This window comes from Meiothermus sp. (assembly GCF_025060375.1).
Lineage (GTDB): Bacteria > Deinococcota > Deinococci > Deinococcales > Thermaceae > Meiothermus.
In genome coordinates, this window is record NZ_JANXCG010000020.1 from 1 (window position 1) to 23,103 (window position 23,103).

Annotated in this window: 23 protein-coding genes, 1 tRNA gene and 1 pseudogene; 11 read left to right on the forward strand and 14 right to left on the reverse strand. The window is 63.1% G+C overall.

Annotated elements, in window-relative coordinates:
* Window positions 1-255 (reverse strand): annotated as a pseudogene (locus NZ849_RS02610) (hypothetical protein); the annotation flags it as partial.
* A 115-nt stretch (window positions 256-370) separates the two neighbouring features.
* On the opposite strand from NZ849_RS02610, the gene NZ849_RS02615 reads away from it, so the two are divergent.
* From NZ849_RS02615 to NZ849_RS02625, 3 genes are read left to right on the forward strand one after another with little or no spacing between them, the layout of a single operon-like run.
* The gene (locus tag NZ849_RS02615) at window positions 371-1,414 is read left to right on the forward strand and encodes a Xaa-Pro peptidase family protein (protein WP_295403744.1); all 1,044 of its coding nucleotides are present in this window, start codon (window positions 371-373) and stop codon (window positions 1,412-1,414) included.
* Window positions 1,411-2,019, forward strand: a complete 609-nt coding sequence (locus NZ849_RS02620; RefSeq protein WP_295403747.1) for a septal ring lytic transglycosylase RlpA family protein — start codon at window positions 1,411-1,413, stop codon at window positions 2,017-2,019. Before NZ849_RS02615 ends, NZ849_RS02620 begins: the two co-directional genes overlap by 4 nt.
* Window positions 2,020-2,026: 7 nt before the next feature.
* On the forward strand, window positions 2,027-2,833 hold the full coding sequence (locus tag NZ849_RS02625) for a deoxyribonuclease IV (RefSeq protein ID WP_295403750.1): 807 nt from the start codon (window positions 2,027-2,029) through the stop codon (window positions 2,831-2,833).
* A 10-nt stretch (window positions 2,834-2,843) separates the two neighbouring features.
* Here NZ849_RS02625 and NZ849_RS02630 read toward each other — a convergent pair whose 3' ends face one another.
* The 4 genes from NZ849_RS02630 to NZ849_RS02645 are packed head-to-tail and all read right to left on the reverse strand — an operon-like array spanning window position 2,844 to window position 6,624.
* The gene (locus NZ849_RS02630; protein WP_295403753.1) at window positions 2,844-3,866 is read right to left on the reverse strand and encodes a spermidine/putrescine ABC transporter substrate-binding protein; all 1,023 of its coding nucleotides are present in this window, start codon (window positions 3,864-3,866) and stop codon (window positions 2,844-2,846) included.
* A 10-nt stretch (window positions 3,867-3,876) separates the two neighbouring features.
* A complete protein-coding gene (locus NZ849_RS02635; protein ID WP_295403757.1) occupies window positions 3,877-4,653 on the reverse strand; it encodes an ABC transporter permease in 777 nt (258 codons plus the stop codon).
* Window positions 4,650-5,513 carry an ABC transporter permease gene (locus NZ849_RS02640; protein ID WP_295403761.1) on the reverse strand — a complete coding sequence of 288 codons (864 nt, stop codon included), beginning with the start codon at window positions 5,511-5,513 and terminating at the stop codon, window positions 4,650-4,652. Before NZ849_RS02640 ends, NZ849_RS02635 begins: the two co-directional genes overlap by 4 nt.
* A complete protein-coding gene (locus NZ849_RS02645) occupies window positions 5,506-6,624 on the reverse strand; it encodes an ABC transporter ATP-binding protein (RefSeq protein ID WP_295403918.1) in 1,119 nt (372 codons plus the stop codon). The genes NZ849_RS02640 and NZ849_RS02645 overlap by 8 nt, the downstream gene beginning before the upstream one ends.
* 118 nt (window positions 6,625-6,742) lie before the next feature.
* On the opposite strand from NZ849_RS02645, the gene NZ849_RS02650 reads away from it, so the two are divergent.
* From NZ849_RS02650 to cdd, 8 genes are all read left to right on the forward strand, one after another.
* Window positions 6,743-6,829: transfer RNA gene (locus tag NZ849_RS02650), tRNA-Leu, on the forward strand.
* A 150-nt stretch (window positions 6,830-6,979) separates the two neighbouring features.
* Complete coding sequence (gene rimP, locus NZ849_RS02655; protein ID WP_295403765.1) at window positions 6,980-7,435, forward strand: ribosome maturation factor RimP; 456 nt, start codon at window positions 6,980-6,982, stop codon at window positions 7,433-7,435.
* A gap of 9 nt (window positions 7,436-7,444) precedes the next feature.
* Window positions 7,445-8,626 carry a transcription termination factor NusA gene (gene nusA / locus NZ849_RS02660; RefSeq protein WP_295403769.1) on the forward strand — a complete coding sequence of 394 codons (1,182 nt, stop codon included), beginning with the start codon at window positions 7,445-7,447 and terminating at the stop codon, window positions 8,624-8,626.
* 3 nt (window positions 8,627-8,629) lie between these two features.
* Entirely contained in the window at window positions 8,630-8,896 is a 267-nt protein-coding gene (locus tag NZ849_RS02665) for a YlxR family protein (RefSeq protein WP_295403773.1), read from the forward strand.
* A gap of 14 nt (window positions 8,897-8,910) precedes the next feature.
* Complete coding sequence (infB, locus tag NZ849_RS02670) at window positions 8,911-10,626, forward strand: translation initiation factor IF-2 (protein ID WP_295403777.1); 1,716 nt, start codon at window positions 8,911-8,913, stop codon at window positions 10,624-10,626.
* 1 nt (window position 10,627) lies between these two features.
* Complete coding sequence (locus NZ849_RS02675) at window positions 10,628-10,936, forward strand: hypothetical protein (RefSeq protein WP_295403781.1); 309 nt, start codon at window positions 10,628-10,630, stop codon at window positions 10,934-10,936.
* Window positions 10,937-11,020: 84 nt separating this feature from the next.
* On the forward strand, window positions 11,021-13,294 hold the full coding sequence (gene secD, locus NZ849_RS02680; RefSeq protein WP_295403785.1) for a protein translocase subunit SecD: 2,274 nt from the start codon (window positions 11,021-11,023) through the stop codon (window positions 13,292-13,294).
* Window positions 13,295-13,393: 99 nt separating this feature from the next.
* The gene (gene cdd / locus NZ849_RS02685) at window positions 13,394-13,807 is read left to right on the forward strand and encodes a cytidine deaminase (RefSeq protein WP_295403788.1); all 414 of its coding nucleotides are present in this window, start codon (window positions 13,394-13,396) and stop codon (window positions 13,805-13,807) included.
* On the opposite strand, the gene NZ849_RS02690 is transcribed toward cdd, so the two are convergent.
* The 9 genes from NZ849_RS02690 to NZ849_RS02730 all read right to left on the reverse strand — a co-directional run bounded on the left by NZ849_RS02690 (window position 13,804) and on the right by NZ849_RS02730 (window position 23,042).
* Window positions 13,804-14,904, reverse strand: a complete 1,101-nt coding sequence (locus NZ849_RS02690; protein ID WP_295403791.1) for a BMP family ABC transporter substrate-binding protein — start codon at window positions 14,902-14,904, stop codon at window positions 13,804-13,806. The genes cdd and NZ849_RS02690 overlap by 4 nt on opposite strands.
* A 50-nt stretch (window positions 14,905-14,954) precedes the next feature.
* A complete protein-coding gene (locus NZ849_RS02695) occupies window positions 14,955-15,413 on the reverse strand; it encodes a methylated-DNA--[protein]-cysteine S-methyltransferase (RefSeq protein WP_295403794.1) in 459 nt (152 codons plus the stop codon).
* On the reverse strand, window positions 15,413-16,042 hold the full coding sequence (locus NZ849_RS02700; protein WP_295403797.1) for a TetR/AcrR family transcriptional regulator: 630 nt from the start codon (window positions 16,040-16,042) through the stop codon (window positions 15,413-15,415). Before NZ849_RS02700 ends, NZ849_RS02695 begins: the two co-directional genes overlap by 1 nt.
* A gap of 51 nt (window positions 16,043-16,093) precedes the next feature.
* Window positions 16,094-16,714, reverse strand: coding sequence for a PolC-type DNA polymerase III (locus tag NZ849_RS02705; protein ID WP_295403800.1), 621 nt, complete (start codon window positions 16,712-16,714; stop codon window positions 16,094-16,096).
* Window positions 16,715-16,719: 5 nt separating this feature from the next.
* Window positions 16,720-18,462 carry a putative nucleotidyltransferase substrate binding domain-containing protein gene (locus NZ849_RS02710; protein WP_295403921.1) on the reverse strand — a complete coding sequence of 581 codons (1,743 nt, stop codon included), beginning with the start codon at window positions 18,460-18,462 and terminating at the stop codon, window positions 16,720-16,722.
* Window positions 18,463-18,526: 64 nt separating this feature from the next.
* Window positions 18,527-18,952 carry a hypothetical protein gene (locus NZ849_RS02715; protein ID WP_295403803.1) on the reverse strand — a complete coding sequence of 142 codons (426 nt, stop codon included), beginning with the start codon at window positions 18,950-18,952 and terminating at the stop codon, window positions 18,527-18,529.
* A gap of 60 nt (window positions 18,953-19,012) precedes the next feature.
* Entirely contained in the window at window positions 19,013-20,740 is a 1,728-nt protein-coding gene (locus NZ849_RS02720; protein WP_295403806.1) for a sodium:solute symporter family protein, read from the reverse strand.
* Between the two features lie 11 nt (window positions 20,741-20,751).
* Window positions 20,752-21,006 carry a DUF4212 domain-containing protein gene (locus NZ849_RS02725; protein WP_295403809.1) on the reverse strand — a complete coding sequence of 85 codons (255 nt, stop codon included), beginning with the start codon at window positions 21,004-21,006 and terminating at the stop codon, window positions 20,752-20,754.
* A gap of 161 nt (window positions 21,007-21,167) precedes the next feature.
* Complete coding sequence (locus NZ849_RS02730) at window positions 21,168-23,042, reverse strand: Wzz/FepE/Etk N-terminal domain-containing protein (RefSeq protein WP_295403812.1); 1,875 nt, start codon at window positions 23,040-23,042, stop codon at window positions 21,168-21,170.
* Window positions 23,043-23,103 lie beyond the last annotated feature (61 nt).

Genomic DNA, 23,103 nt, shown 5'->3' on the forward strand with positions numbered 1-23,103 from the left:
GCTCTCGGGGTCGTAGATTTCCAGCCGCACCCGGGCGTTGGCGAAGTCCACCAGCAGCTGGGTCCCGATACGGCTCTCCTCCCTGCCGGCGGGGGTGTGGTTGGTGGGTAGGGTGTCCTCCCGGTAGGTTCTGAGGTTGGCCAGGGCCGCCCCGCCCAAAGCGTTCCGGGCCCGCTCGAGCCACTGGGCGGCCTCCGGGGAGACCTGGGCCAGGGCTACAGGGAGGAGCAGGGCAGCAGCAAGGGTTCGCCGCATACCTCTTGTATAGCACAGCGGGGTGAGGGGGACTTTTTGTGCTTTATTTCACTATAAGTTCAGCTCGTGAAAAAAATCTGCGCAATCCCTCAGCCTAATTGGGTAAAGTCTTGCCGTGGACTTCGCCAAGCTCCTTGAAAACCTCTCGGTGGACGTGCTGTACGTATCCAACCCCTACAACGTGCGCTACGTATCGGGTTTTGTGGAGGGAAAAGACGCCAAGCTGGTCATCACACCCAGTGGCCCCGTCCTCATCACGGACGGGCGCTACCTGGTGGAGGCCTCAGAGCAACCCTTCCCCTACCGCATCCTCCAAAGACGAAACGAGCTGGCAAAGCTGCTTGCGGAATTCTTCCACGGGCGGGTGGGTTTTGAGGCCGAGCACCTGAGCGTAGCCGCACTGGAATCGCTCAAGGAGGAGTTCCCCGGGCTCGAGTTCGTCCCCACCCGAGGGGTCTTTGAGGGGATGCGGCGACGCAAAAACCCAGAGGAACTGGAACACATCCGCAAGGCCGCCGCCCTGGCTGACCGCGGTTTCCAGCACATCCTAGGCTACCTGAGGCCCGGCGTGCGGGAAATTGAGATAGCCCTGGAGCTGGAGTTCTTCCTGCGCAGGGAGGGCTCAGAGGGTGTGGCCTTTGGCATCACGGTGGCCTCGGGCGAGCGGGGGGCCCAGCCCCACGGAGGGGCCACGCCAAAAATCATCCAGGCCGGTGAGCTGGTTACCCTCGACTTTGGCGCCGTGGTGGGCGGCTACCGCTCGGATATGACCCGCACGGTAGCGGTGGGCCAGCCTTCCGAGGAGCTGCGCGGGCTCTACCAAGCCGTACTGGAGGCCCAGCAAAGGGCCCTGGAAGCGGTCGCTCCGGGACGCAAAGGGGCCGAGCTGGACGCGTTGGCCCGCGGGCACCTAGAGCAGAAGGGGTACGGCGCACACTTCACCCACAGCCTGGGGCATGGAGTGGGGCTTTGCATCCACGAGGGACCGAGCCTCGGCCAGACCTCTGAGGACGTCCTGGAGCCCGACCAGGTCATCACCATTGAACCCGGGGTCTACATTCCAGGCAAAGGTGGGTGCCGGATTGAAGACCTAGTGCGGGTTACGGAAGGGGGTTTTGAGTTGCTGTCGCAAAGCCCCAAGGAGCTGATTGTGCTATGAAGCGGTGGTTTGCTCTGGCACTGCTGGGAGGGATGGGCCTGGGGCAGGGCTACGTGGTGCAGCCGGGCGACACCCTGGAGCGCATCGCCCGGCTTTTTCAGGTGCCCGTCGCCGAACTGATGCTGGCCAACGGCCTCATTGAAGACCCACTGCCCGCCGGGCTCGAGCTCACCATACCCCCTTCCGAGTGGAACCCCATGAACCTCGAGGTTCTGCCCCTTCCAGACCCCCCCCAGCCCAAGCCTCCACCCTGGGTCTTTCTGCGCCTCCCCCCTGCGCCCAAGGAACCCCGGGCCCGCAGCGTGCAGGAAGGGCTGGCTTCGTGGTACGGCGGGCGCTTTCACGGTCGGCGCACAGCAAGCGGGGAGCGCTTCGACAAGTTCCAGCTAACCGCTGCCCACCGCAACCTGCCCTTTGGCACGTGGGTGCGGGTGGTCAACCCACGCAGCGGCCGCAGCGTTGTGGTTCGCATCAACGACCGGGGCCCCCACACGAGGGGCCGGATTATTGACCTCTCCTATGGGGCGGCCCTGCGGCTTGGCATGGAGCGGCAGGGAATTCTTTGGGTCAGGCTGGAGATACTGGACCGCCGGCCTCAACCCTAGGGGAGCTATGAAGTACGGCCTTCACCTATCCATCGCAGGCAAGCGGGGCATCGCGGGGGCCGCTGAGGAGGCAGAGCTGCTGGGCCTAAGCGCGCTCCAGATCTTCGCCAAAAGCCCAAGGAGCTGGAAAACCCGCCCTCTCAGACCCGGCGAGGTAGAGGGCTTCCGGGCCCGTCAGGAAAACCTGGGGGGGCTGCCTACGGTCATCCACGCCTCCTACCTGGTGAACCTGGCCGCGGAGGGTGAGCTGGGGGAAAGAAGCGTCTTTAGCCTGGCCGACGACCTGGCCAAGGCCCAGGCCCTGGGGGCCTCCTACGTGGTGGTGCACCCCGGTTCGGGTGAGCTCACAAGGGCCAGATCAAACGCGCTGAGGGCGCTATCCTTCGCTGGGCTCGAGCCGCACCGACGAGGTCCTAGGCTGCTCATTGAGAACACCGCCGGCGGGGGCGAGAAGCTGGGGGCGCTGATGGAGGAGCTGGCCGAACTGGTGGCGGACACCCCCTTTGGGGTCTGCTTGGACACTTGCCATGCCTTCGCCGCTGGTTACGACCCTCTACGTGCCCTGGATGAGCTGGAGAGGTACGTGGGGCTGGAGCGGCTTGGCGTGGTCCACCTCAACGACTCCGTAGGGGATAGGGGTAGCCACGTGGACCACCACGCCAACCTTCTGGAGGGGAAAATGGGGTCAAAGCTCAAGGAGGTGTTCCTCGAGCCGCGGCTAAGGGAAAAAATCTTTATCCTGGAAACCCCCCGCAGCCCCCAAGAGGACGCCCACAACCTCCGGGTACTTCGAGGGTGGCTGCGGGGCGAATAGGAAAGCACGCTCAGCGCGATTTCACCTCAGCCCAAACCCGGTTAAAGGCCTCCGCTCCCTCCCCTAGGTCGGCCAGGAGTTCCAGGCGCTGACGGATTTCCGGAGAGGGATAGATGAGGGGGTTGTCCTTCTGCTCAATCTTGTCCATGGCCGCCGCTACTGGAGTAGCGTAGCCGATGGAATTGGAGATCCGAGCGGCAATTTCAGGTTCCAGCAGGAAGTTGATGAACCTGTAGGCCAGCTCGTGGTTGGGGCTCTTCTTGAGGACCACCAGGCAGTCGGCCCAGAGGGTGGCGCCCTCCTTCGGGATCACGTACTTCAGCTGCGGGTTTTCCTCCTGAGCGGCCAGGATGTCGCCCGAGTAGGCCGGCCCTACCGCGATGTCCCCCCCAATCAGACGGTCGCGGATGCTGGTACCTCCAGCAAAGCCCTGGGAGCGCCGCTTGGCCTCGAGCAAAAGGGCCTGAGCCTCTGCCAGCTTGGCAGGGTCGGTGGTGTTGACCGATTGGCCCCTGTATTTGAGGGCTGCGCCCACCATCTCCCGCATCTCATCCAAAAGCAGGAAGCTCCCCACCTGCTGTTGTGGGTCGAAGATGACCGCCCAACTTTCCACCGGCCCCTTTACCAAGTCTTCGCGGTAGGCAAGCCCAGTAGTACCCCACTGGTAGGCTACGCTGTAACGGGCCCCAGGGTCGTAGGCGGGGTCGGCAAACTGGGGGTCGAGGTTAGCCAGGTTGGGAATCTTGGACTTGTCCAGCTCCTGCAGGGTTCCTGCCCGGGCTAGGGCACCCACGGTGTAGTCAGGGGTGATCAGCACGTCGTACTCGCTGTCCCCTCCGGCTTGCAGCTTGGAGAGCATAGCCTCAGGGGAGTCGTAGGTGTCCTCCACCACCCGTACCCCCTCTCGCTTCTCAAACTCCTGGAGCACCTCCTTGGGCATGTAGTCCGACCAGTTCAGCAAGCGCAGCTCCTTTTTCTCCTGTCCGCAGCCTGCCAGGAAAACCACCAACAAAGGCCACCAGAATCCTCTCACGTCCGCCTCCTTACCGCTTTTTCCAAAAGAGCACGCCCAGCAAGATGACCAAAATCGTAGCCCCGACCATCAGGGTAGAAAGGGCATGTATCTCCGGCCGGATGCCCAGTTTAACCGAGGAGTAGATGTACAGGGGCAAGGTGGTTGAACCCGAACCGGCAGTGAAAAAGGTGATTACGAAGTCATCCAGCGAAAGGCTGAAGGCCAGAAGCGCCCCTGCCACAACCCCGGGCATGATAAGGGGTAGCGTCACCTCGCGAAAGGTCTGCCAGGAAGTAGCCCCCAGGTCCTTGGCCGCCTCCTCCAGGGTCGGGTCCAGGAGGACCAGCCGGGCCCGCACCACTAGGGTTACATAGGCAATCTGGAAGCTGATGTGAGCCAAAATTATGGTGAAAAGGGAAAGCCTGGGCCAGCCAATAGCGTCCCGCACCACATCAAAAAGGAGCAGCAGGGAAATACCCATCACCACATCAGGAACCACCACCGGCACGTAGAGCAAGTACCGAAGGGCACTCTTCAAGCGAAACTCGTAGCGCACCAGCCCCACCGCCAGCAGGGTGCCCAGCAGGGTGGAAACCGCTGTCGAAACCACCGCCACAATCAGGGTGTTGGTCAGGTACTCCAGGATGCGCTCGTTGCTGAAAAGCCGCGCGTACCACTCCAGGGTAAACCCGGTAAACCGCACCCCGAAGCGGCTTTGGTTGAAGGAGAGGGCCACGATGACCAGAATGGGCAGGTACAAAAAAGCAAAGACCAGCCCGGCGTGAAGGGATAGCAACCGCTTCATACCAACCGGTCCAGACCCCTCTCACCCTGGGTGCGGGCGTACAGCCAAAGGCCTAAAAGAACCATGGCCATCAGGACCATGCTCGCGGCGCTGCCAAAGGCCCAGTTCTGTGCTGAGCCGAACTGGAGCTGGATCAGGTTGCCCACCAACGTAACCTTCCCCCCACCCAGGAGATCAGCAATCACAAAGGTACCCACCGCCGGAATGAAGACCAGGAGAAAGCCGGCCAAAAGCCCCGGCAGAGTCTGGGGAAAGATTGCCTCAAAAAAGGCCCGAACAGGCCTAGCCCCCAGGTCGTAGGCGGCCTCGAGCAGGCTCCAGTCAATCCGCTCCACGGCGGCGTAAAGGGGCAGCACAAAAAAGGGCAGGTACGTGTAAACCGTGGCCACATACACCGCCAGGGTAGAGGGCAAAAACTCCCCCGGGGGCAGGCCAAATGCGGTTATAAGAGCGTTCAGTAGGCCCTCTTTCTGGAACACCACAATCCAGGCATAGACCCTGATCAGAAAGTTGGTGAAAAAAGGGATGACCACCAGGAGCAGAAGCACCTCTTTGTAGCGGCTTTGAGCGATGTAAAAGGCCAGCGGGTAGCCCAGCAGCATCACCAGAAGGGTAGACCAAAAACCAATCCAAAGGCTCCGGCCGATGATCTCCAAAAACAGGGGGTCAGAGAAGAAGCGCACGTAGTTGTGCAACCCGAAAGGAGGCACCGGCTGGCCAAGGCTACCCCGGCTCATCAGCGAAACCACCAGGACGATAAGGGTGGGCACGAGAACAAAGAGCACCAGCCAGAATGCCCCTGGCCCCACCGTCAGAAGCACCCGGCGCAAGCGCTGAGCAGGGGTTGCAGCCTCACGCATCGGCCTCCTCCTGAATGACCACCAGCTTCTCTGGGGTCAGGGCCACCCATATCTCCTCGTCGTAGTCGAACTCCTCATGGCCTGGCTCCTGGATGTCGTGGTTCAGGGTCTCGCACATCAAGCGCTGCCCATCGGCCAGCAAGATGTAGAGGTTCTCTGAGCCGGTGTAGATGATGTCGTCTACCTTGGCCCTGAACACATTGGGCAGGTTGGGCCGCTCGCGGAAAAGGCGTATCTTCTCCGGCCGGATCGAAAGCAGCACCTCCTGACCCGGAACCAGCGCATCGTCTTCATCCAAAACGAATTCCCCCAAGGGCGTGCGCACCCTACGGGGTTCCAAGACCTTGGCTGGAATCAGGTTGGAGTCGCCGATAAAGCGGGCCACAAAGGCGGTCTTGGGCAGCTCGTAGATCTCCTCGGTAGGCCCAAGCTGCTCAATCCGGCCCTTGTTCATCACCGCAATCCGGTCCGACATGACCAGCGCCTCCTCCTGGTCGTGGGTCACGAAGATAAAGGTGATCCCCAGCTGTTCCTGAAGGTTCATTAGGTCAACCCTGAGCTCCTGGCGTAGCTTCAAATCGAGAGCCGAGAGCGGCTCATCCAAAAGCAACACCTCGGGCTCGTTGACCAAAGCGCGGGCCAGGGCCACCCGCTGGCGCTGGCCACCCGACATCTGGTCAGGGCGGCGCTTTTCAAAACCGGAAAGGTTAACGAGTTCCAAGGCCCACGCCACCCGCCGAGCAATCTCCTCCTTGGGCATCCGCTTCATGCGCAACCCAAAGGCAATGTTCTGCTCAACGTTCATGTGAGGAAAGAGGGCATAACTCTGGAAAACCGTATTGACCGGGCGCAGGTAGGGGGGCACCCCGGTCATGTCCCTGCCCCCAATCAGAATGCGGCCCTCATCAGGGGTATCGAAGCCCGCTATCATGCGCAGCAAGGTGGTTTTGCCGCACCCTGAGGGCCCTAAGAGGCTGAAAAACTCCCCATCGCGCACCTCGAGGCTCACATTGTCCACCGCCCGCACATCTCCAAAGCGCTTGGTAACCCCCTCGAGCCGCACCGCAACGCTGTCCCCCAGCTTCCGCTCCCGCCTTCCGCGAAACAGCATCTCCACAGGGCAAAGTCTACGGGCTACCGCCACTGGCGGCAACTTCTGCCCAAAGCCCAACCTTCCAACCCCACTTGACGGGAAGGGGTGCTTTGGCTAGTATTTGCCTTGGCCCTGAGCCGGGATGGCGGAATTGGTAGACGCGCATGATTCAGGGTCATGTGCCCGCAAGGGCGTGCAGGTTCAAGTCCTGTTCCCGGCACCAAGCCACCCCCCGCAAGGGGGGTTTTCTTTTCGGGGTGTGTCTTTACCCTCTCACCAAAGGGTGGTAGACTGAAACCCGACAGGGCTCCCGGGACACCAGGGGGGTGGGTCGCAAACCCACCCCCCTCGCTTGGGAACGAGGAGGTGAGGCGTGGAGCAGGACTACTCCCTCGAGCAAATTGTGGCGGAGGCGCTCCACCCGCTGGGCTACGAGGTGCTGGAAGTGGGGCTTAGGCCCTCGGGGCGTTCGCGGGTGCTTCTGGTAAAAATTGAGCGCCGGGACGAGGCCCCCATCACAGTAGCCGACCTCGAGCGGGCCAGCCAAAGCCTCTCGAGCCACCTGGACCGGTACGACCCCATTGCGGGTAGATACCTCCTGCAGGTCGAGTCGCCCGGCCCCCAACGCCCCCTGCTCACCGCCCGCCACTTCGAGCGCTTTGCAGGGCTCAAGGTCCGGGTGCGCAGCCCCGAGGGCAGCTTTACCGCCCGGGTCGTAGGGGTGCAGGAGGACCAGGTGGAGTTTGAGCTGGACAACCGGGAGACCCGCCGGCTGAAGGTCGGCAGCTTCAAGGCCAACCTGGCCGAGTGGCCCGAACAACCCAGATAAGGAGGAAACGTGAACAAGGAATTTGTAGACGCCCTAGCCCAGGTGGCCCACGAGCGGGGGGTCACCGCCGAGGAACTTATCCAAAACTTCGAGGAGGCTCTGCGGCTCGCCTACCTGAGGCAAAAGGGGTACCGCACCAGGAGGGACAGCGAGGAAGAGGGCAAAGGCCCCATTGTGGAGGTTCACCTGGACCCCCAGATGGGGACCTTGGAGGTGCTCGAGGTCAAGCGGGTGGTCGAGAAGGTCCAGGACCCTGAGAAGGAGATTGACCTGGAAACTGCCAGGCAGTACGACCCCGAGGTCTCCGTAGGCGAGGAGATGGAATTCCCGATAGACCCCGAGGAGTTCAGCCGCATCGCCATCCAAATCGCCAAGCAGGTGCTCACCCAAAGGCTCAAGGAAGCCGAACGAACCCGTGTCCACAACGAGTACAAGGACAAAGAAGGCGAGGTAGTCACCGGCACCGTGGCCCGGGTGGACAACCGCGGCAACGTCTACGTGGAACTGGGTCGGGGCGAGGCGCTTATGCCCCCTAAGGAGCAGATTCCCACCGAGCGCTACTACCCAGGCCAGCGCCTCAAGGTCTACCTCAAGCAGGTGCAGCGCTCCTCCAAGGGCCCCAGCCTGCTGGTCTCCCGAGCCCACGAGGAACTGCTGCGTTACCTGCTGCGCCAAGAGGTCCCTGAGATTGCCGAGGGCATCGTGGAAGTCAAGGCCATCGCCCGCGAGCCGGGAAGCCGAAGCAAGGTGGCGGTGATGAGCCACAATCCCAACGTGGACCCCATCGGGGCCTGCATCGGCCACAAGGGACAGCGCATCCAGTCGGTATCGGCCGAGCTGGGCCGCGAGCGGGTGGACATCATCCAGTGGAGCTCCAACCCCAAGGAGTTCATCCGCAACGCGCTTTCCCCGGCAACGGTCGGCGAGATTACCTTGGAAACCCGCGAGGATGGGAAGAATCGGGCTCGAGTGGTGGTTGCCAAGGACCAACACTCCCTCGCCATCGGAAAATCGGGGCAGAACGTGCGGCTGGCCTCCAAGCTCACCGGCTACGAGATTGACTTTGAGGAAGCCGAGGAGATCACCGACCTGGATGCGGCCATCCTGAAAGCAGCTGAAAAGGAGGAAGCCCTCCGGGCCTCCCAAAGCGCCAAAGAGCGGTTTGATAGCCTGTTCAAAAACGGCGAGTAGCCCATGCCCAGCAAGCACGTCCCCGTTCGCCAGTGTGTGGCCTGCCGAACCCGCAGGCCTAAGCGCGAACTTTTGCGAATTGTGCTGGGCGAAGCAGGACCGATCATTGACCCCACCGGACGGCGCCCTGGCCGCGGGGCCTACGTCTGCCCGGACAACCCCGACTGCTGGAGTGAGAAAAAGCTACGCCGCTTTGCTGGGGCCAAAGCCGCCGAGCTCTCCCAGGCCCTGCGGATGCTTCTAGAAGGCCTTCTCCCCAAACCCTCATAGACCAGGAGGTTTGCATGGCAAAAATTCGAATCTATCAGCTCGCCAAAGAGCTGGAGATGTCCAACGAGGAACTCCTGAGAATTCTCGACGATATGGGCGTGGCCTACAAGTCGCACGCCAGCACGCTGGAGGAAGACACCGCCCAAGCGGTCAAGGAACTCATCGGCGAGCAGCGAGTAGCCGAGGCTGCCCGAAGGGCCGAAGCGGCCCGCAAGGCCATCCCTCCACGGCCCCCGGTGGTGGTGATCATGGGCCACGTGGACCACGGCAAGACCAGCTTGCTGGACTACCTGCGCAAAAGCCGCATTGCTGAGAAGGAGGCCGGAGGGATCACCCAGCACGTAGGGGCCTTCGAGGTTAGGACCGACGGCGGCACCGTAGTCTTCATCGACACCCCGGGGCACGAGGCCTTCACCACCATACGGCAAAGGGGGGCCAAGGTCGCCGACATTGCCGTTATCGTCATCGCCGCTACCGAAGGGGTTATGCCACAGACAAAAGAGGCCATCGCCCACGCCAAGGCCTCAGGGGCCAAGATCGTCTACGCCGCCAACAAGATGGACCTTCCCGGAGCGGACCTCAACCGGGTCTACCAAGACCTGATGCAGATGGGCATTGTCCCCGTGGCCTACGGCGGGGATGCCGAGGTGCTGCCCATCTCGGCCAAGACCGGCCAGGGTATACCTGAGCTTCTGGAGACCATCTTGCTCATCGCCGAGCTTGAAGACCTGCGGGCCGACCCCAAGGCCGAGGCCCAGGGGGTCATCCTGGAATCGCGTATGGATAAGCAGGCTGGCCCATTGGTGAGCCTGCTGGTGCAGCAGGGTACCCTGCGGGTAGGCGACCACGTGGTGGCCGGGGAGCAGTGGGGGAAAATCCGCGCCATGTCCGATGCCGACGGGAAGCGGCGCAGCGAGGCCGGGCCCGGTAGCGCGGTGCAGGTACTGGGCTTCTCGGAGTTGCCGGTGGCCGGTGAGACCTTTTTCTGGGTGCCCGACCAGGTAGCCGCCAAGGAGATCACCGAAGAGCGGATTGAGGAGCGCAAAGCTCGGGAAAGCCGGGCCGATTCTGGAAGAACCCGCAACCTGGCCGACCTAATGCGCCGGATGCGCGAGGAGGAGCAGAAGGAAATCAATCTAATCCTGCGGGCGGACACCCAAGGCTCGCTGGAGGCTATCCAGAACATCCTGAGCAAGGAATCTGGGGACGAGGTCAGGATCAACGTCCTGCTGGCTGCAGTAGGCGCGCCCAGCGAGTCAGACGTGCTGCTGGCCTCCACCGCCCACGGGGCCATCCTCTCCTTCAACGTCAACCCCAGCGGCTCTGTTCGCAAAATGGCCGAGCAAAAGGGGGTACCCCTACAGAGCTTCCGCATCATCTACGAGCTGATAGACGAGATTCGTCGAATGGTCAAGGGCCAGCGGGAGCCCGTGTACAAAGAGGAGGTGCTGGGCACCGCCGAGGTGCGGGCTATCTTCAGGCTCTCGCGGGGCACCGTGGCGGGCTGCATGGTGACCACGGGTAAAATCACCCGCAACGCGGACATCCGGGTACTGCGCAAGGGCAAGGAGATCTGGAGAGGGAAAATAGGGAGTCTAAAGCGCCTAAAGGACGACGTGCGCGAGGTAGGCCAGGGGTTCGAGTGTGGGGTGATGCTCGAGGGATTCGCCGATTTTCAGGAAGGGGACGTTCTGGAGGCCAGCCAGAAGGTCGAGGTAACGGCCGGCTAGGATGCTTACGCGTGGGCTTGCCCTGGCAGCACTGGCCCTTATGGGCCTGGGGCCAGGGCTTTTTTGGTCCCCCGGAAGCCCTAGGGAGGTCGGTCTATCCCAGGGTTTCAGCCCAGCTCCCCTACCTCAGCCCCTCCTGGAGGTCAAGGCCAAGCCGGTTCCAAAGGGCCTGGGGGTTCCAAGCGTCTATGGACAGGCCCTAGGCCCAGCCCAGCCCACCCCCCCTCCCTGCCTGGTCATGGCCCGGACCATGAGTTGGCCTGGGCGGCTTTACCTGGTCTACGGCCGGCTCCAGACCGATGGCGGCTAGGCACCCCACCTCTACCCCAGAACCGCAGGTTATTCGGCCGTAAGGACGCCGCCAATCGGCGGTTAGCTCCAAAGTAGGGAAATTATGACCAACCGTCAGTGGAAAGCTCTCCTTCTAATAACCCTGTTCGTAGCGGCCCTGGTGAGCATATTCCGACCCTGGGAGCCGCGTGACCCCAAAAACGCCCTCCTGCCCCGCGATGGGCTCATCCGGCTGGGCCTAGACCTTCAAGGAGGCCTGCGAATCACCCTGCAAGCGGTGGGCCAAAGCGCCGATGCTCAGACCGCCCGCAGCGAAATTGAGGTGGCCCGCACAGTCATTGAAAACCGGGTTAACGCCATCGGGGTAGCCGAGCCGCTGGTGCAGATTCAGGGCAACGACCGGATCATCGTGGAGCTTCCGGGTCTGAGGCAGGACCAGCAACAGCGGGCCCTGGACCTGATCGGGCAGACCGCAAAGCTCGAGTTTCGCATCGTAAACCCCGGGGCTACTGGCCTCACCGTGGCCCAGATCAACGACCAGCTCAGGAACTCGGGGCTTTCCGGGCGCGAGCTGGCCGCCCGCCGAGCCGAGCTAGAGAAGAGCCTGTACAAGCTGGAGGACCTCGGCCCGCCCCTCCTCACCGGAACCGACCTGCGCACGGCCAGCGCCACTTTTGACCAGTTTGGCCGGCCCCAGGTTTCCATGGAGTTCACCCCGGAAGGGGCCAGGAAGTTTGAAGAGGTCACCCGCGCCAACATCAACCGACAGCTTGCGGTGGTGCTGGACGACAAGGTCTACACCGCACCGGTCATCCGCAGTGCCATTCCCGGAGGTCAGGCGGTAATCGAGGGGTTGTCCAGCGTACAGGAGGCCTCGGACATTGCCCTGGTGCTGCGATCAGGCTCGTTGCCGGTGAAGCTCGAGGTGGCCGAGACCCGCGCCATTGGCCCTACCCTTGGCCAGGACGCCATTGCAGCTGGCATAAGGGCCGGGATTATTGGGGCGGTGCTTCTCTTCGCGCTGCTTTTCGCCTACTACGGCTTCTGGATGGGGCTGGTGGCCGCAATGGGCCTCCTCTACACCGCCGTGCTGCTCCTGGCCTCCATCTCCCTGCTCCAGGCCACCCTCACCCTGCCGGGCATCGCCGGGCTCATCCTCACCCTAGGGGCCGCCGTGGACGGCAACGTGCTCTCCTTTGAGCGCATCAAGGAAGAGCTCAAGCTGGGCAAAAAGTTCCGCCAGGCCATCCCGGGAGGCTTCTCCCACTCCATCATCACCATCCTGGACGTGAACATGTGCCACCTGCTGGCCGCCGCGGCCCTCTACCAGTACAGCACTGGGCCAGTGCGGGGTTTTGCGGTGATGCTGGCCCTAGGCGTGGTAACCTCGGTGTTCTCCAACCTGGTCTTCAGCCGCTGGCTTCTGGAGACCATTGCCGACAGGCGGGAGGTGCGCCCCCCCTACTGGCTTTGGGGGACCCGGATTGACTTCCTCAAGGCCGCTCGCTACGTGACTGCGACCTCGCTGGGGCTGGCAGCGGTGGCTGCTGGGGTCGTCCTTTTCAAGGGCTTCAACTACGGCATTGACTTCACTGGGGGCACTGCTTTCACCATCCGAGTACCAGAGAACATCCGGGCTGAGCAGATCCGAAACTTCCTAGATGGGGCTGGGATCGCCGAGGTGAAGGGGGCTGAGTCGGTGATCACCTCGCTCTCCAGCGTGGCGGGCAGCGAGTATTCCGTCCGGGTACGCCAGATAGGCGAGGCCGAGCGAATTGAGCTCGAGCGCAAATTCCGAGAGAGCCTGGGGGCCACCGTGCTGCAGTCTGAAACCGTGGGTCCAGCCATCGGGGCTGAGCTGCGGCGAAACACCATCTACGCGGTGCTGATTGGGCTGGCCCTTATCCTGATTTACGTGGCCTTCCGCTTTGACTGGGTGTTCGGGGTGGCCAGCGTGATTGCGGTGGGGCACGATGTGGCCATCGTGGCCGGGATGTACAGCCTACTGGGGCTCGAGTTCTCCATCCCCACCGTGGCGGTACTGCTCACCATCGTAGGCTTCTCCATCAACGACTCGGTGATCATCTCCGACCGCATCCGGGAAAACCTCAAGCTCATGCGGGGCAAGAGCTACTACGAGGTGGTGAACGCCTCCATCAACCAAACCCTCTCCCGCACCCTTATGACCTCCCTCTCCACCATGCTGCCCATTCTGGCCCTTCTGTTCCTCGGTGGCCCGGTGTTGCGGGACTTTTCCCTAGCCATCTTCGTAGGCTTTATCGTGGGCACCTACTCCTCCATCTATGTGGTCTCAGCGCTGGTGGTCTGGTACAAATCCCGCGAGCAGTCCCGAAAAACCCGCCCCAAAGTGGCCTGATGGGGCACCTGCCTGCCCCCTCCTCAAAGGAGGGGGTTTTGCCCAGGGGTAGATACCGAAGGTGAAAAGGGTTCTAAACGACAGGCTGGAGGAAAAGCCATGCCGGAAACGCCCCAGGAAGTGCTCGAGCTGCTGCAAACCCTCCTACAACGGGCCTATGCTCCCTACTCCCGCTACCCCGTGGCCGCGGTGGTCAGGTCCAGAAGCGGCCGGCTCTACGGCGGGGTCAACGTGGAGAACGCGGCCTACCCCCTCTCCCGCTGCGCCGAGCAGTCGGCGGTCTTGCAGATGGTCTCCGCCGGCGAGCGGGAAATCGCAGAGGTTTGGGTGATGAGCCGGGGAAAGCAGCCCGCCACCCCCTGCGGGGGCTGCCGCCAGGTTCTCATGGAGTTCGCCCCGCCTTCCCTGCCGGTGCACTGTCTGAGCAGCGAGGGCAGCGCCTTGCACACTACCCTGGGGGAGCTACTGCCCCATGGTTTTAGCAGAAGCCACCTGAACCCCAAGGAGGGCTAGCGCTTATCGGGAACCACGATCCGCCCGGCGATGATGGCCTGGCGAACGGCCTCCAGTTCGCGCCGCAGGCTCTCAGGGATAAGGGCCTGGTTGTAGAGATCAAGCGCATAGCCCAGACCATTCTCCTTCAGACCGAGGCTAACCAGCCCGCCCCGAAAAGTACCGCGGGCCACCGCCTCTACCGCCATCTGCGCGGCCACGTCCACCCGCTTGAGCATGCAGGTGAGGCCGTGGTTGAGGGTAGCGGGGTTGCTGTCGGTATCCCCCAGAAAGTTTAGGTTGCCGTCCCCACCGATGAAAAACATGGGGCGCGTCTCCCCTGCGCACTCCCGGTTGTAGGCCTCGTACTTGGGAACCCGGGCAAAAGGGTTGCTGCGGAAGCGCAGACCTCGAGGCAGCTCACTGGCCTTGAGGCACTTGACCTGCTTCACGTAGTCAAAAACCCCCAGGCCTGAGGCCCCAGCTGCGGCGTAGATGATGTCGGCCCCCTGCGAACGCTGAAAGGCCGCAATCTCCTTGGCCTTAGCCGGGTCAGAGAAGGCCGCAGGAGTGTTGCCCACGTAGCTGACCACCACCCGGCAGGCCGGACAGGCCCGCCGTACCCCCTCGCGGTACCCCACCTCGAATTTGTGAATAAGGGGGATGTCCATCCCGCCCACAAACCCCACCACGCCGGTCTGGCTCAGACGGCCGGCGATGTACCCGACCAAGAAGGTGCCCTCGTTCTCACGAAACACATAGGAGGCCACGTTGGGGGCTTCTGTGGCGGTGTCTATCAGGGCGAACCGCTGTTCGCGAAACTCCCGTGCGGCCGCGGCCACGCCCGGCTCAGTGGCGAAGCCCAATCCGATAATGAGGTCAAAGCGCTCAGCGGCAAAACGCCGCACCGCTTCGGGAATTTGCGAGGGGTTGGTGGGTTCAAAGTCAAAGAGCCGGCCTCCGAACTGCTGCACCGCGCGCAGGGCCCCACCGTAGGCAACGCCGTTGAAGGTCGGGTCGGTCTTGGCCCCCTCGCTAAAGACCATAGCCACATTACCTAGGGGTTGGGCCAGCCCCAGGCCCAACCCCAGCAAGACCGTGTAGAGGGCTTTTTTCATGAGGGGAAGGTTAGCACAAACCCGCAGGGAGCGCAACCAGAAGCCCGCTGCTACCCCGGCCAGGCCCCCTCAAAGCGCAGGAGCCACTCCTTGACCCCCTCCCGGCCAGCAAAACCCCCAAGCCGCCCGTCGGCGTGGATAACCCGCTGGGCTGGGACCACCAGAAAGAAGGGATTTACCCGCAAAGCCGCACCCACCGCGCGGGGGGTGAGGCCTAAAAGGTAGGCCATCTCGGCGTAGCTTCGGGTCTGCCCGACAGGGATGCGCCGTACCGCCTCGTAGACGGATACCCGGCGGGCCTCGAGGCCTTCGTAATCAAGGGGCAGGTCGCAAAAGGTCTCCCTCTGGCCATCAAAATAGCGCTCAATCCGGCGGGCCAGCTCGAGGAGTTCCCGATTGGGGCGTCCCTCCCCTTCCTCTAGAAGCCGGAGCTCTACCCGCCGGATACCCCTCGGCCCAGCTCGAGCCAGGACAAGACCAACGGGGGTAGGGATGGAGAGGGTGTGCACTAGGAACCGCTCGCCTTCTGTTGGTGGGGCACCTCACGGGCCAATGCACCTTCCAGCATCAGGCTCAAGAACTTGTTCATCTCGTCCTTGAGCTCCCTCTCCGGGGTGTAAGCCGCCCAGCGCAGGGCCGAAAGCAAGTAGACATCGGCGATGGACCGGGAGATGCGCTCCAGCGACATGTCGCCTCTGAGCTTGCCCTTCGCCCTCAGCGGGCGCAGGATGTCGGCGATTAGGTCCCCCAGGGGCAGGGCCTCGAAGGCCGCTTTGGCCCGGGAGGGGTCGGGGTTCAGGAGCTCGTAGGCCAGGGGTGAGAGCAGGCTGCGCTCCCGCTCGCTGACCTCGGCCAGGCGCTCCCACAACCGGCGCAAAACCTCCAGCGGCGGCTCGCCCTGCTGCAGCTCAGCCATGGCCTGCTGGCGCATCTCGCTGAGGAGCTGGGCCCCAAATTCAAGCAGCACGGCCTCCTTGTAGGCGTAGTAGTTGAAAAAGGTGCCGCGGGAAACGTGGGAGGCCTTGGCTATATCCGTTGCCGTAGTCTGATGAAAGCCCTTCTCACGAAAGAGGTTGATGGCAGTGCGGAAGATGCGATCGCGACGGCGCAGCTTCTGCCTTTCCCGAAGACTGAGCATGGTGAGATTGTACCCGAGTCTAATAAACCGCGCCAGCGGTTTTTTCTGTTCTCAAAAGAGTTGCCTCAGGCTCCGAAGGCCCAGCCTCTCCCTCAGAACCAGAAAGAGCTCAGCGGTGGCCAAGGCATCCCACAGGGCGTGGTGCTCCAGGTGGGGGGGCAGCCCCAGGGCTGCTCGAGCCGCCCCCAGGCTCGAGGGCAGCGGCTGGGCGTAGGGCTCGAGGCAAGCCTGGTGGCGGTTGAGACGGGCCAATAGGACCGCTGTGTCCACCACACGGAGATGGGGCCAGGGCTGACGCAGCTCCCTGCAGGCCCGCCTCAAAAACCCCAGGTCGACCTGCGCAAAGTGCAACAGCAGCACCCCCTGGGCCACGCGGCGGAGCACCTCCGGCAAAACCTCCTCCAACGGGGGGGCATCCCTCAACTCCGCGGGGAGGATGTGGTGAGCCCGCACCCCCTCAGGGGACAAAGCTTCGGGTCGCCGCGGGCGCACCAGGCTGTAGTAGTGCGCGCCGTAGACAATTGCACCCCTCTGGATGGGCAGCAGGCCCACCGAGAGAATTTGGTCGGAAGGGGTAAGGCCGCTGGTCTCTAGGTCCAAGGCCCAGTAGGTCGCTTCCCACCAGGCCAGACCCTCAGGATGGCGAAAGGGGGTTTTCAGCACAGCAAACATGCTCCCTAACCCAATCGGTCGGTCTGATAGCGCGCGCCCAGGGACTCCTGCAGCTGACGGATGTGCAGGAAGGCCTCCTTCAGATGACGGCGCTCCAAGGGCGAAAGCCGCTCCAGGGCCACCTTGTTGCTGGGCTGCTCCCCCCGGCTCAGTTGAGCGAGCTGTTCCCGCAGGCGCAGGCGCATGAGAAAAGCAAAGGCCTCCTCGAGGGTCTCGGCCGCCTCACGGCTGAGCCCACCCGCTCGAGCCGCCGCCCTCAGGCGCTCCACGGTGGCCTTGGCTAGGCTCCCTACCTCCAGGGCGTGGACTCGAGCCAGGGACACAATCGGGGCAATCCCCCCCTTCTTCAGGTCCACCCCACCGTCCTCGGCCCTTATCTGCCGGAAAAAGCCCAAAGGGGGGCGGAACTGAAGGGAGGCCCGGGCAAGGTGGGCCAGGAATATACCCTGCTGAGCGGTACGGGCCACCACCGCGTCCAGGGATTCTAGGGATAGGGCACCATACACCTTGCGGTAGTCAAAGAAAATCTGGGCCTCCAACACCTCCTGGGGGGAGGGGCGCTCCACCCAACCCCGGAAAAGCCGCAACCACTCCGCCAGCGGCTTGTGCCAGGAGGTGGCCATGTAACCCCCAGGGCAGGGCGGAAAGCCAGCCTGAATCAGCCCGTTTACTGCAAACTCGGCCATTCGGGAGAAGTATTCCTCGGCCTCCGGGGTCCTCTCCTCAAACACCAGGGCGTTGTCCTGGTCGGTGAGAAGGGTCTGTTCCATCCGGCCCTCAGAACCAAGCACCACCCAAGCGTAGGCGCAAGGCGGCGGGCCGTTTTGCGCTTCAAAAAGCCCGAGCAACGTGCGAACCAGCTGGTCGTTGAGGGCGCTCACGCTGCGGCCAATCTCGCTGGGACCCAGCCCCCCTGCAAGGAGCCCTTCCGTCACCCCCAAGAGCTCCCGGCTGTAGCCCCGAAGGTCGGCCAGGTCCCTGGTACGCTCGAGCCGCCGCAACAGGTGCAGGGGACTTCTGGCCTGCCGCCGCATGAAAACCGTGTCCGTGACCACCCCCACAATCCGACCGTCCTGCTCCAGGGGAAGGTGGTGGATCCCCTGGCGCACCATGAAGTTCAGCGCCTCAAACAGGGGCGTGGAGGCGGGCTGGGTTTTGGCGGGAGCGCTCATGACCTGCAACACCGGGGTCTCCGGCCCCCGCCCCTCGGCCAACACCCGGTTGCGCAGGTCGCGGTCTGTGAGAATACCCAGCGGCTCTCCCTCCACGAGAACCGAACTCACCTGTTGGGCCCGCATCAGCCGTGCGGCCTCCCCCACCGTAGCGTCGCGGGGCACAAAAACCGGCGGACGGCTCACGAGCTCCCCCACTGGAAGGGACAGGTCCAACCCGAGCAACGCCCCCTCGAGGCGGTTGGAAAACCGCAACCGCTCTGCCAGCCCCCGGGTAAAGAAGGCGGCGAACTCGGGGTAGCCCATAAGCTGCTGGAAGACCCGCTCCCCCCAGCGGTAGACCAAGAGGTCCTCCTCCGCCACCACATCAAAGGCCGGGGCTTCCTGGGACAGGAGGGAAGGGTAGCCAAACACCTCCCCCTCCTCCAGATGCAGCACTGGCTGGCCCTCCCGCTCTAGCCGCACTGCGCCCTTGCGAATCAGGTAGAGGTGGTGGCTCCTGCTCCCCCCCTGCTCCAGCACCTTGCTGCCCTTTGGGTAGAAGGTTATTTCGAGGCCTTGGGCCACCTTCTGCATGGCCTCCTCTGGCAACAGGTGGAAGGGGGCTTGCTGGCGGACAAACTCGAGAGGATTCACAGCCCTATTTTCTCCGCTCACCGGGGCTGCTCTCCTGCGGCAACCGGACAATAAGCCCAGAGGACAGCCAGGCCGAGATCGGGACAATCAAGCTCAAGGCTTGGTTGGCGGAAAGGAGGAGCTGCAAACCGTAGCCCAACACCAAAGCCGGCAGCAGCAGGAAGAAAATTCGGAAGACGCGCTCAAAACCGGGCTGAGGGGGCAGAGGCCAGAAACGGGAAAAGACCAGACCCATAACCCCTCCCACCAGCACCGCTGAGGCAATGCGCAATAGGTCGAGGGGGGTTGGAAAAGGCCAGCCGGTCAGGTAGTGGCCCACCGTATAGAATAGAAACAAAAAGGCCGATATACCCAGCAAAAGCCGCAACAACCGCAGGGCCAGATTGGGCGGCACGTAGACCGAAGGGGACTGGGATTCAGAACCTCGCACAGCCATAGCCTAAAATCCAGGGCCGGGGCGGACCAAGCCCGCCCCAGGCCAGGGTAGAGACTAGTGGTAGTGGGCCTCCTTGGCCCCGCGGGGAATCCGCACAGACTCCACCAGATCCTGCACCTCTTTGGGAGGTTCGGGGGTCAAGCGAGAAACCACATAGGTAATAACAAGGTTGAGCACCATTCCCACCGTGCCGATGCCCTCCGGGCTCACACCAAAGAACCATCGGGGCATGCCGAAGTAGCTGGTGCCGATGATGTAGCTGGCGGTGAAGATCAGCCCCACCACCATCCCCGCGATGGCCCCCTCACGGGTGGTGCGTTTGTCAAAAATACCCAGCAGAATGGCTGGGAAGAAACTACTGGCGGCCAGCCCAAAGGCAAAGGCCACCAGCTGGGCGATGAAGCCCGGGGGGTTTTGCCCGAAGTAACCGGCCACCAGCACCGCCAGGAGAATGCCGATGCGGGCGATGAGCAGGCGCTGGGCCTCGGTGGCCCGGGGGTTGACGATGCGATAGTAGAGGTCGTGGGAGAGCGCCGAGGAGATAACGATGAGCAGCCCCGATGCAGTGGACAGCGCCGCAGCCAGGCCACCCGCAGCCACCAGCGCGATGATGATGGGGGCCAGCTTGGCCACCTCTGGGGTAGCCAGCACGATGATGTCGTTGTTGATGAACACCTCGTTTTTGGAGTTGGGGTTAGGGTTGTTGAAGTCGGGGCGGTTGGTGCCCGGAATCAGGTTGAAAGCCCGCCCCGGAGCGATGGTGATCTTGCCATCGCCATCCTTGTCCACAAAGCGGAGCAGACCGGTCTTCTCCCACTTGGCCACCCAGTCAATCTGCTTCACCTCCTCGATGCTCTTGCCGTTTAGGGTGTTGATGAGGTTGTAGCGGGCGAAGACCGCGATGGCCGGCGCGGTGGTGTAGAGCAGGGCGATGAAAAGCAGAGCCCAGCCCGCCGAGGCCCGTGCGTCCTTTACTGTGGGCACGGTGTAGAAGCGGATGATCACGTGGGGCAGACCCGCCGTTCCGAACATCAAGCAGGCCGTGATGAGCAGGATGTTGAGCATGTCAAAGCTCTGGAACGGCTGGGTGTACTGGGTAAAGCCCAGGTCTACCTGGATCTGGTTGAGCCGGGTGGTGATGTCGGAGAAGGTCAGGGCCAGCTGGGGAATGGGGTTTCCGGTCAGGATGCTGGCGATAGCGAAGCCGGGGATCAGGTAGGCGATGATGAGCACGGTGTACTGGGCCACCTGGGTCCAGGTGATGCCCTTCATTCCCCCCAGCACCGCGAACAGGGCGGTTACGGCCACCCCGATCCACAGACCGGTGATGCTGGGCACCCCCAGGTAGCGGGCGAAGACCGTGCCCACCCCCACGAGCTGGGGGATCACGTAGGTAAACGAGACGAAGATGGCCGCTATCACCGCCACCACGCGCGCGGTCTGGGAGTAGTAGCGGTCCCCCACAAAGTCGGGCACGGTGAACTTACCGAACTTGCGCAGGTAGGGGGCCAGGAGTAGGGCCAGCAGCACATACCCCCCGGTCCAGCCCATCAGGTAGATGGCGCCGTCGTAACCCAGGGTGGAGATGAGCCCAGCCATGGAGATGAAGCTAGCCGCGCTCATCCAGTCGGCAGCCGTGGCCATCCCATTGGCCACCGCGGGCACCCCGCGCCCGGCCACGTAAAAGCCCTCGGTCTCGCGCACCCGGGCCCAGATGCCGATGCCGATGTAGAGCCCGAAGGTAAGAAAAACCACAATCCAGGTCCACAGCTCAACGCTCATCAGGCCGCCTCCTACTCGTGCACGTCAAACTGCTGGTCGATCTTGTTCATCTGCGCAGCGTAGATGAAGATCAGGATCACGAAGATGATGATGGCCCCCTGATGGGCAAACCAGAAGCCCAGGGGAAGCGCCCCCAGCTTGATGTTGTTGAGCAGACTCACCAACACGATCCCAAAGCCATACGAGACCACTGCCCAGACGATGAGCAGGTTCCGGATAAGGGTCGTATTGGCCCTCCAGTAAGCCTCTGCCTTCGCTTTATCCATGCCAGACCTCCAGCTAACACAAGTCCGCCCGCCCTGATGGGGGGTCGCGTCGGCGCATTTCAGACTTGCGCCATGAATCTAGCACCGGAATTGTGGTCTGGCAAGTTATCTGCGGTTTTTGGAAATACGCGAAAGCCAATTATTTTTTGATGAGAAGAAGGCTAGCCCTGGCCTGTGGGTGAGGGCCGGGCGGGGGCAACCTGCAGGGCTTCAGCCACAAGGGCGTAGATCAACCCCAGCAACAAGCCCACCGCCAGCGCAGCCAGCAGGATGAGGGCCCGCCTGGGCGAGGTTTCCTGGTACACCGGGTAGGCCCTGACCAAAAGCTGGGCCGTGTTCTGCGAGGCTGCGGCCTGGATCTCCAGGTCCGTTTTCTTCTGCACCAGGGCAAGGTAGACATCCTTGCTCACCCCTAGGGCCTGCTCGGCGTTTTCCTGCTCGAGCTGGGCCTGGGCCACCCGGCCGCGCAGGAAGGCCACCCGGCCATCCACCCAGGCCAGACGCTTCTCCAGCTGCAGCAGCCGGCTTTGCTGCGCCGCCTGCTCTGCCTCAGCCTCCCAAAAGGCACTCCTCAGGCGCAGGTACTCGGGGTTAGGGCTGTCGAAGGAAACCTCCTGTGAGGAAAGCTGGGAGAGTTGCTCATAGCGCTGCCGCAGCGCTTCGTAGGCTGCCTTGCGGGCGGCAAACTCCAGGCCAAGGCGCTCTCGCTCGCGCAGCTGCGAGGCCAGAAGCGAGCGGGCAGCATCCAGTCTCCTCTGCACCTGCGCCGCCTCCTCCCGCAAGGCTCGCTCGCTGGATTCAAGACCCTCCAGCCCAGCCCTGAGCGAGACCACCTGCGCGAACAGGGTCTGGTAGGCTGGGTTAACCTCTTGCACCCTAAGCCGCAAGGACTCCAGGGCGGGCCAGTTGCCCTGGCCTACCGCCATCGCCACCACGGGGTCCACCACCACCTCCCGCATAACCTCGAGCAAGCGCGGCTCTCGGGCCATCAGGGACTCCAGCTCCCGCAGCTCGGCCTGCTTGCTGGCCTTTTCCGTGGCGATGGAGCCCAGGCGCACCGCGATCTCGCCCAAACGCGCAGCGAAGCGGTCAAGTTGAAGCTGAAGCTCGGCGATGCGCTCCCGCCTGCGAAAGGCCTCCTGCTCCATGGCCGCTTGCTCGAACGAGCGGCGCAGGCGCTCGGTCTCCTGCCGCAGGCTCTCCCGCGCGGCCTCAAATGAGCGGTTGACCAGGGCAATCTGCTCCGGGGGAGCGTTGCTGGCCAGCTGCACCCTCTGGCTCTGCAAGGCCTCCTGGTAGGCCCGCAGGCGCGCGCGGGTCCCCGCCAGATCGGCCCGAAGAGAGGCGATGGACTGGCCCAGGCGCACCCGCTCCTGAACAAGCTGCTCCAGCTCTATTTTATCGGCGCTGAGCGAGGATTTCCGGCTTACCTCGAGCCAGCGGGCCTGGGCAGCCTGGTACTTTTCCTGGGCTTCCTGTAGACTCCTCTGCAGGTAGGCCAGGCTGCCATCCATCCACCGGTAGGGTACGCGGTTAATGACCCCTACCACCTCCTCAGCCCAGAGGTTCGCCGTCCGGCTGGCCAGAGCAGGCGATGGGGCACGCACGCTCATCTGCACGATCAAAACCTGGTTGTCGCTGTTCGTGCCCCTACGCGTTGCCTCCTTGATGTCGAAGTAGCGAACCATCCGCTCGAACCCCTGGGCCACATCGGAATCCCGCCAGGCGGGCGGAAGAAGCCCCTCCCGGTCTAGGGCCTGCCACACCCCCCCCACCACCTCCTCTGAAAAGGCTATGGCCCGCACGGCCTCAAAGGGCAGCAGGTTGTTCTGCTGAAGCTGTATGCGCTCCTCCAGCTGAGCCTGAATTCGCTCACCGGAGAGGCTTAGGGTAGCTTGGGAGGTGTACTCCTTGTCCGCAATGAGAAAAGCGTACACAGCGGCCAGCAATACAGCCCCCAGCGGCAGGCCTACCAACGCCTTCCGCTGCCTCCTGAGCATCAGGAGAACCTCGCGCAGGGTAATTTCGTCCTGCATTTTCCACCCCCGTTTTCGGTTAACTATACCAAGGCCGCATCCACGCTTCATCAAAACCCGC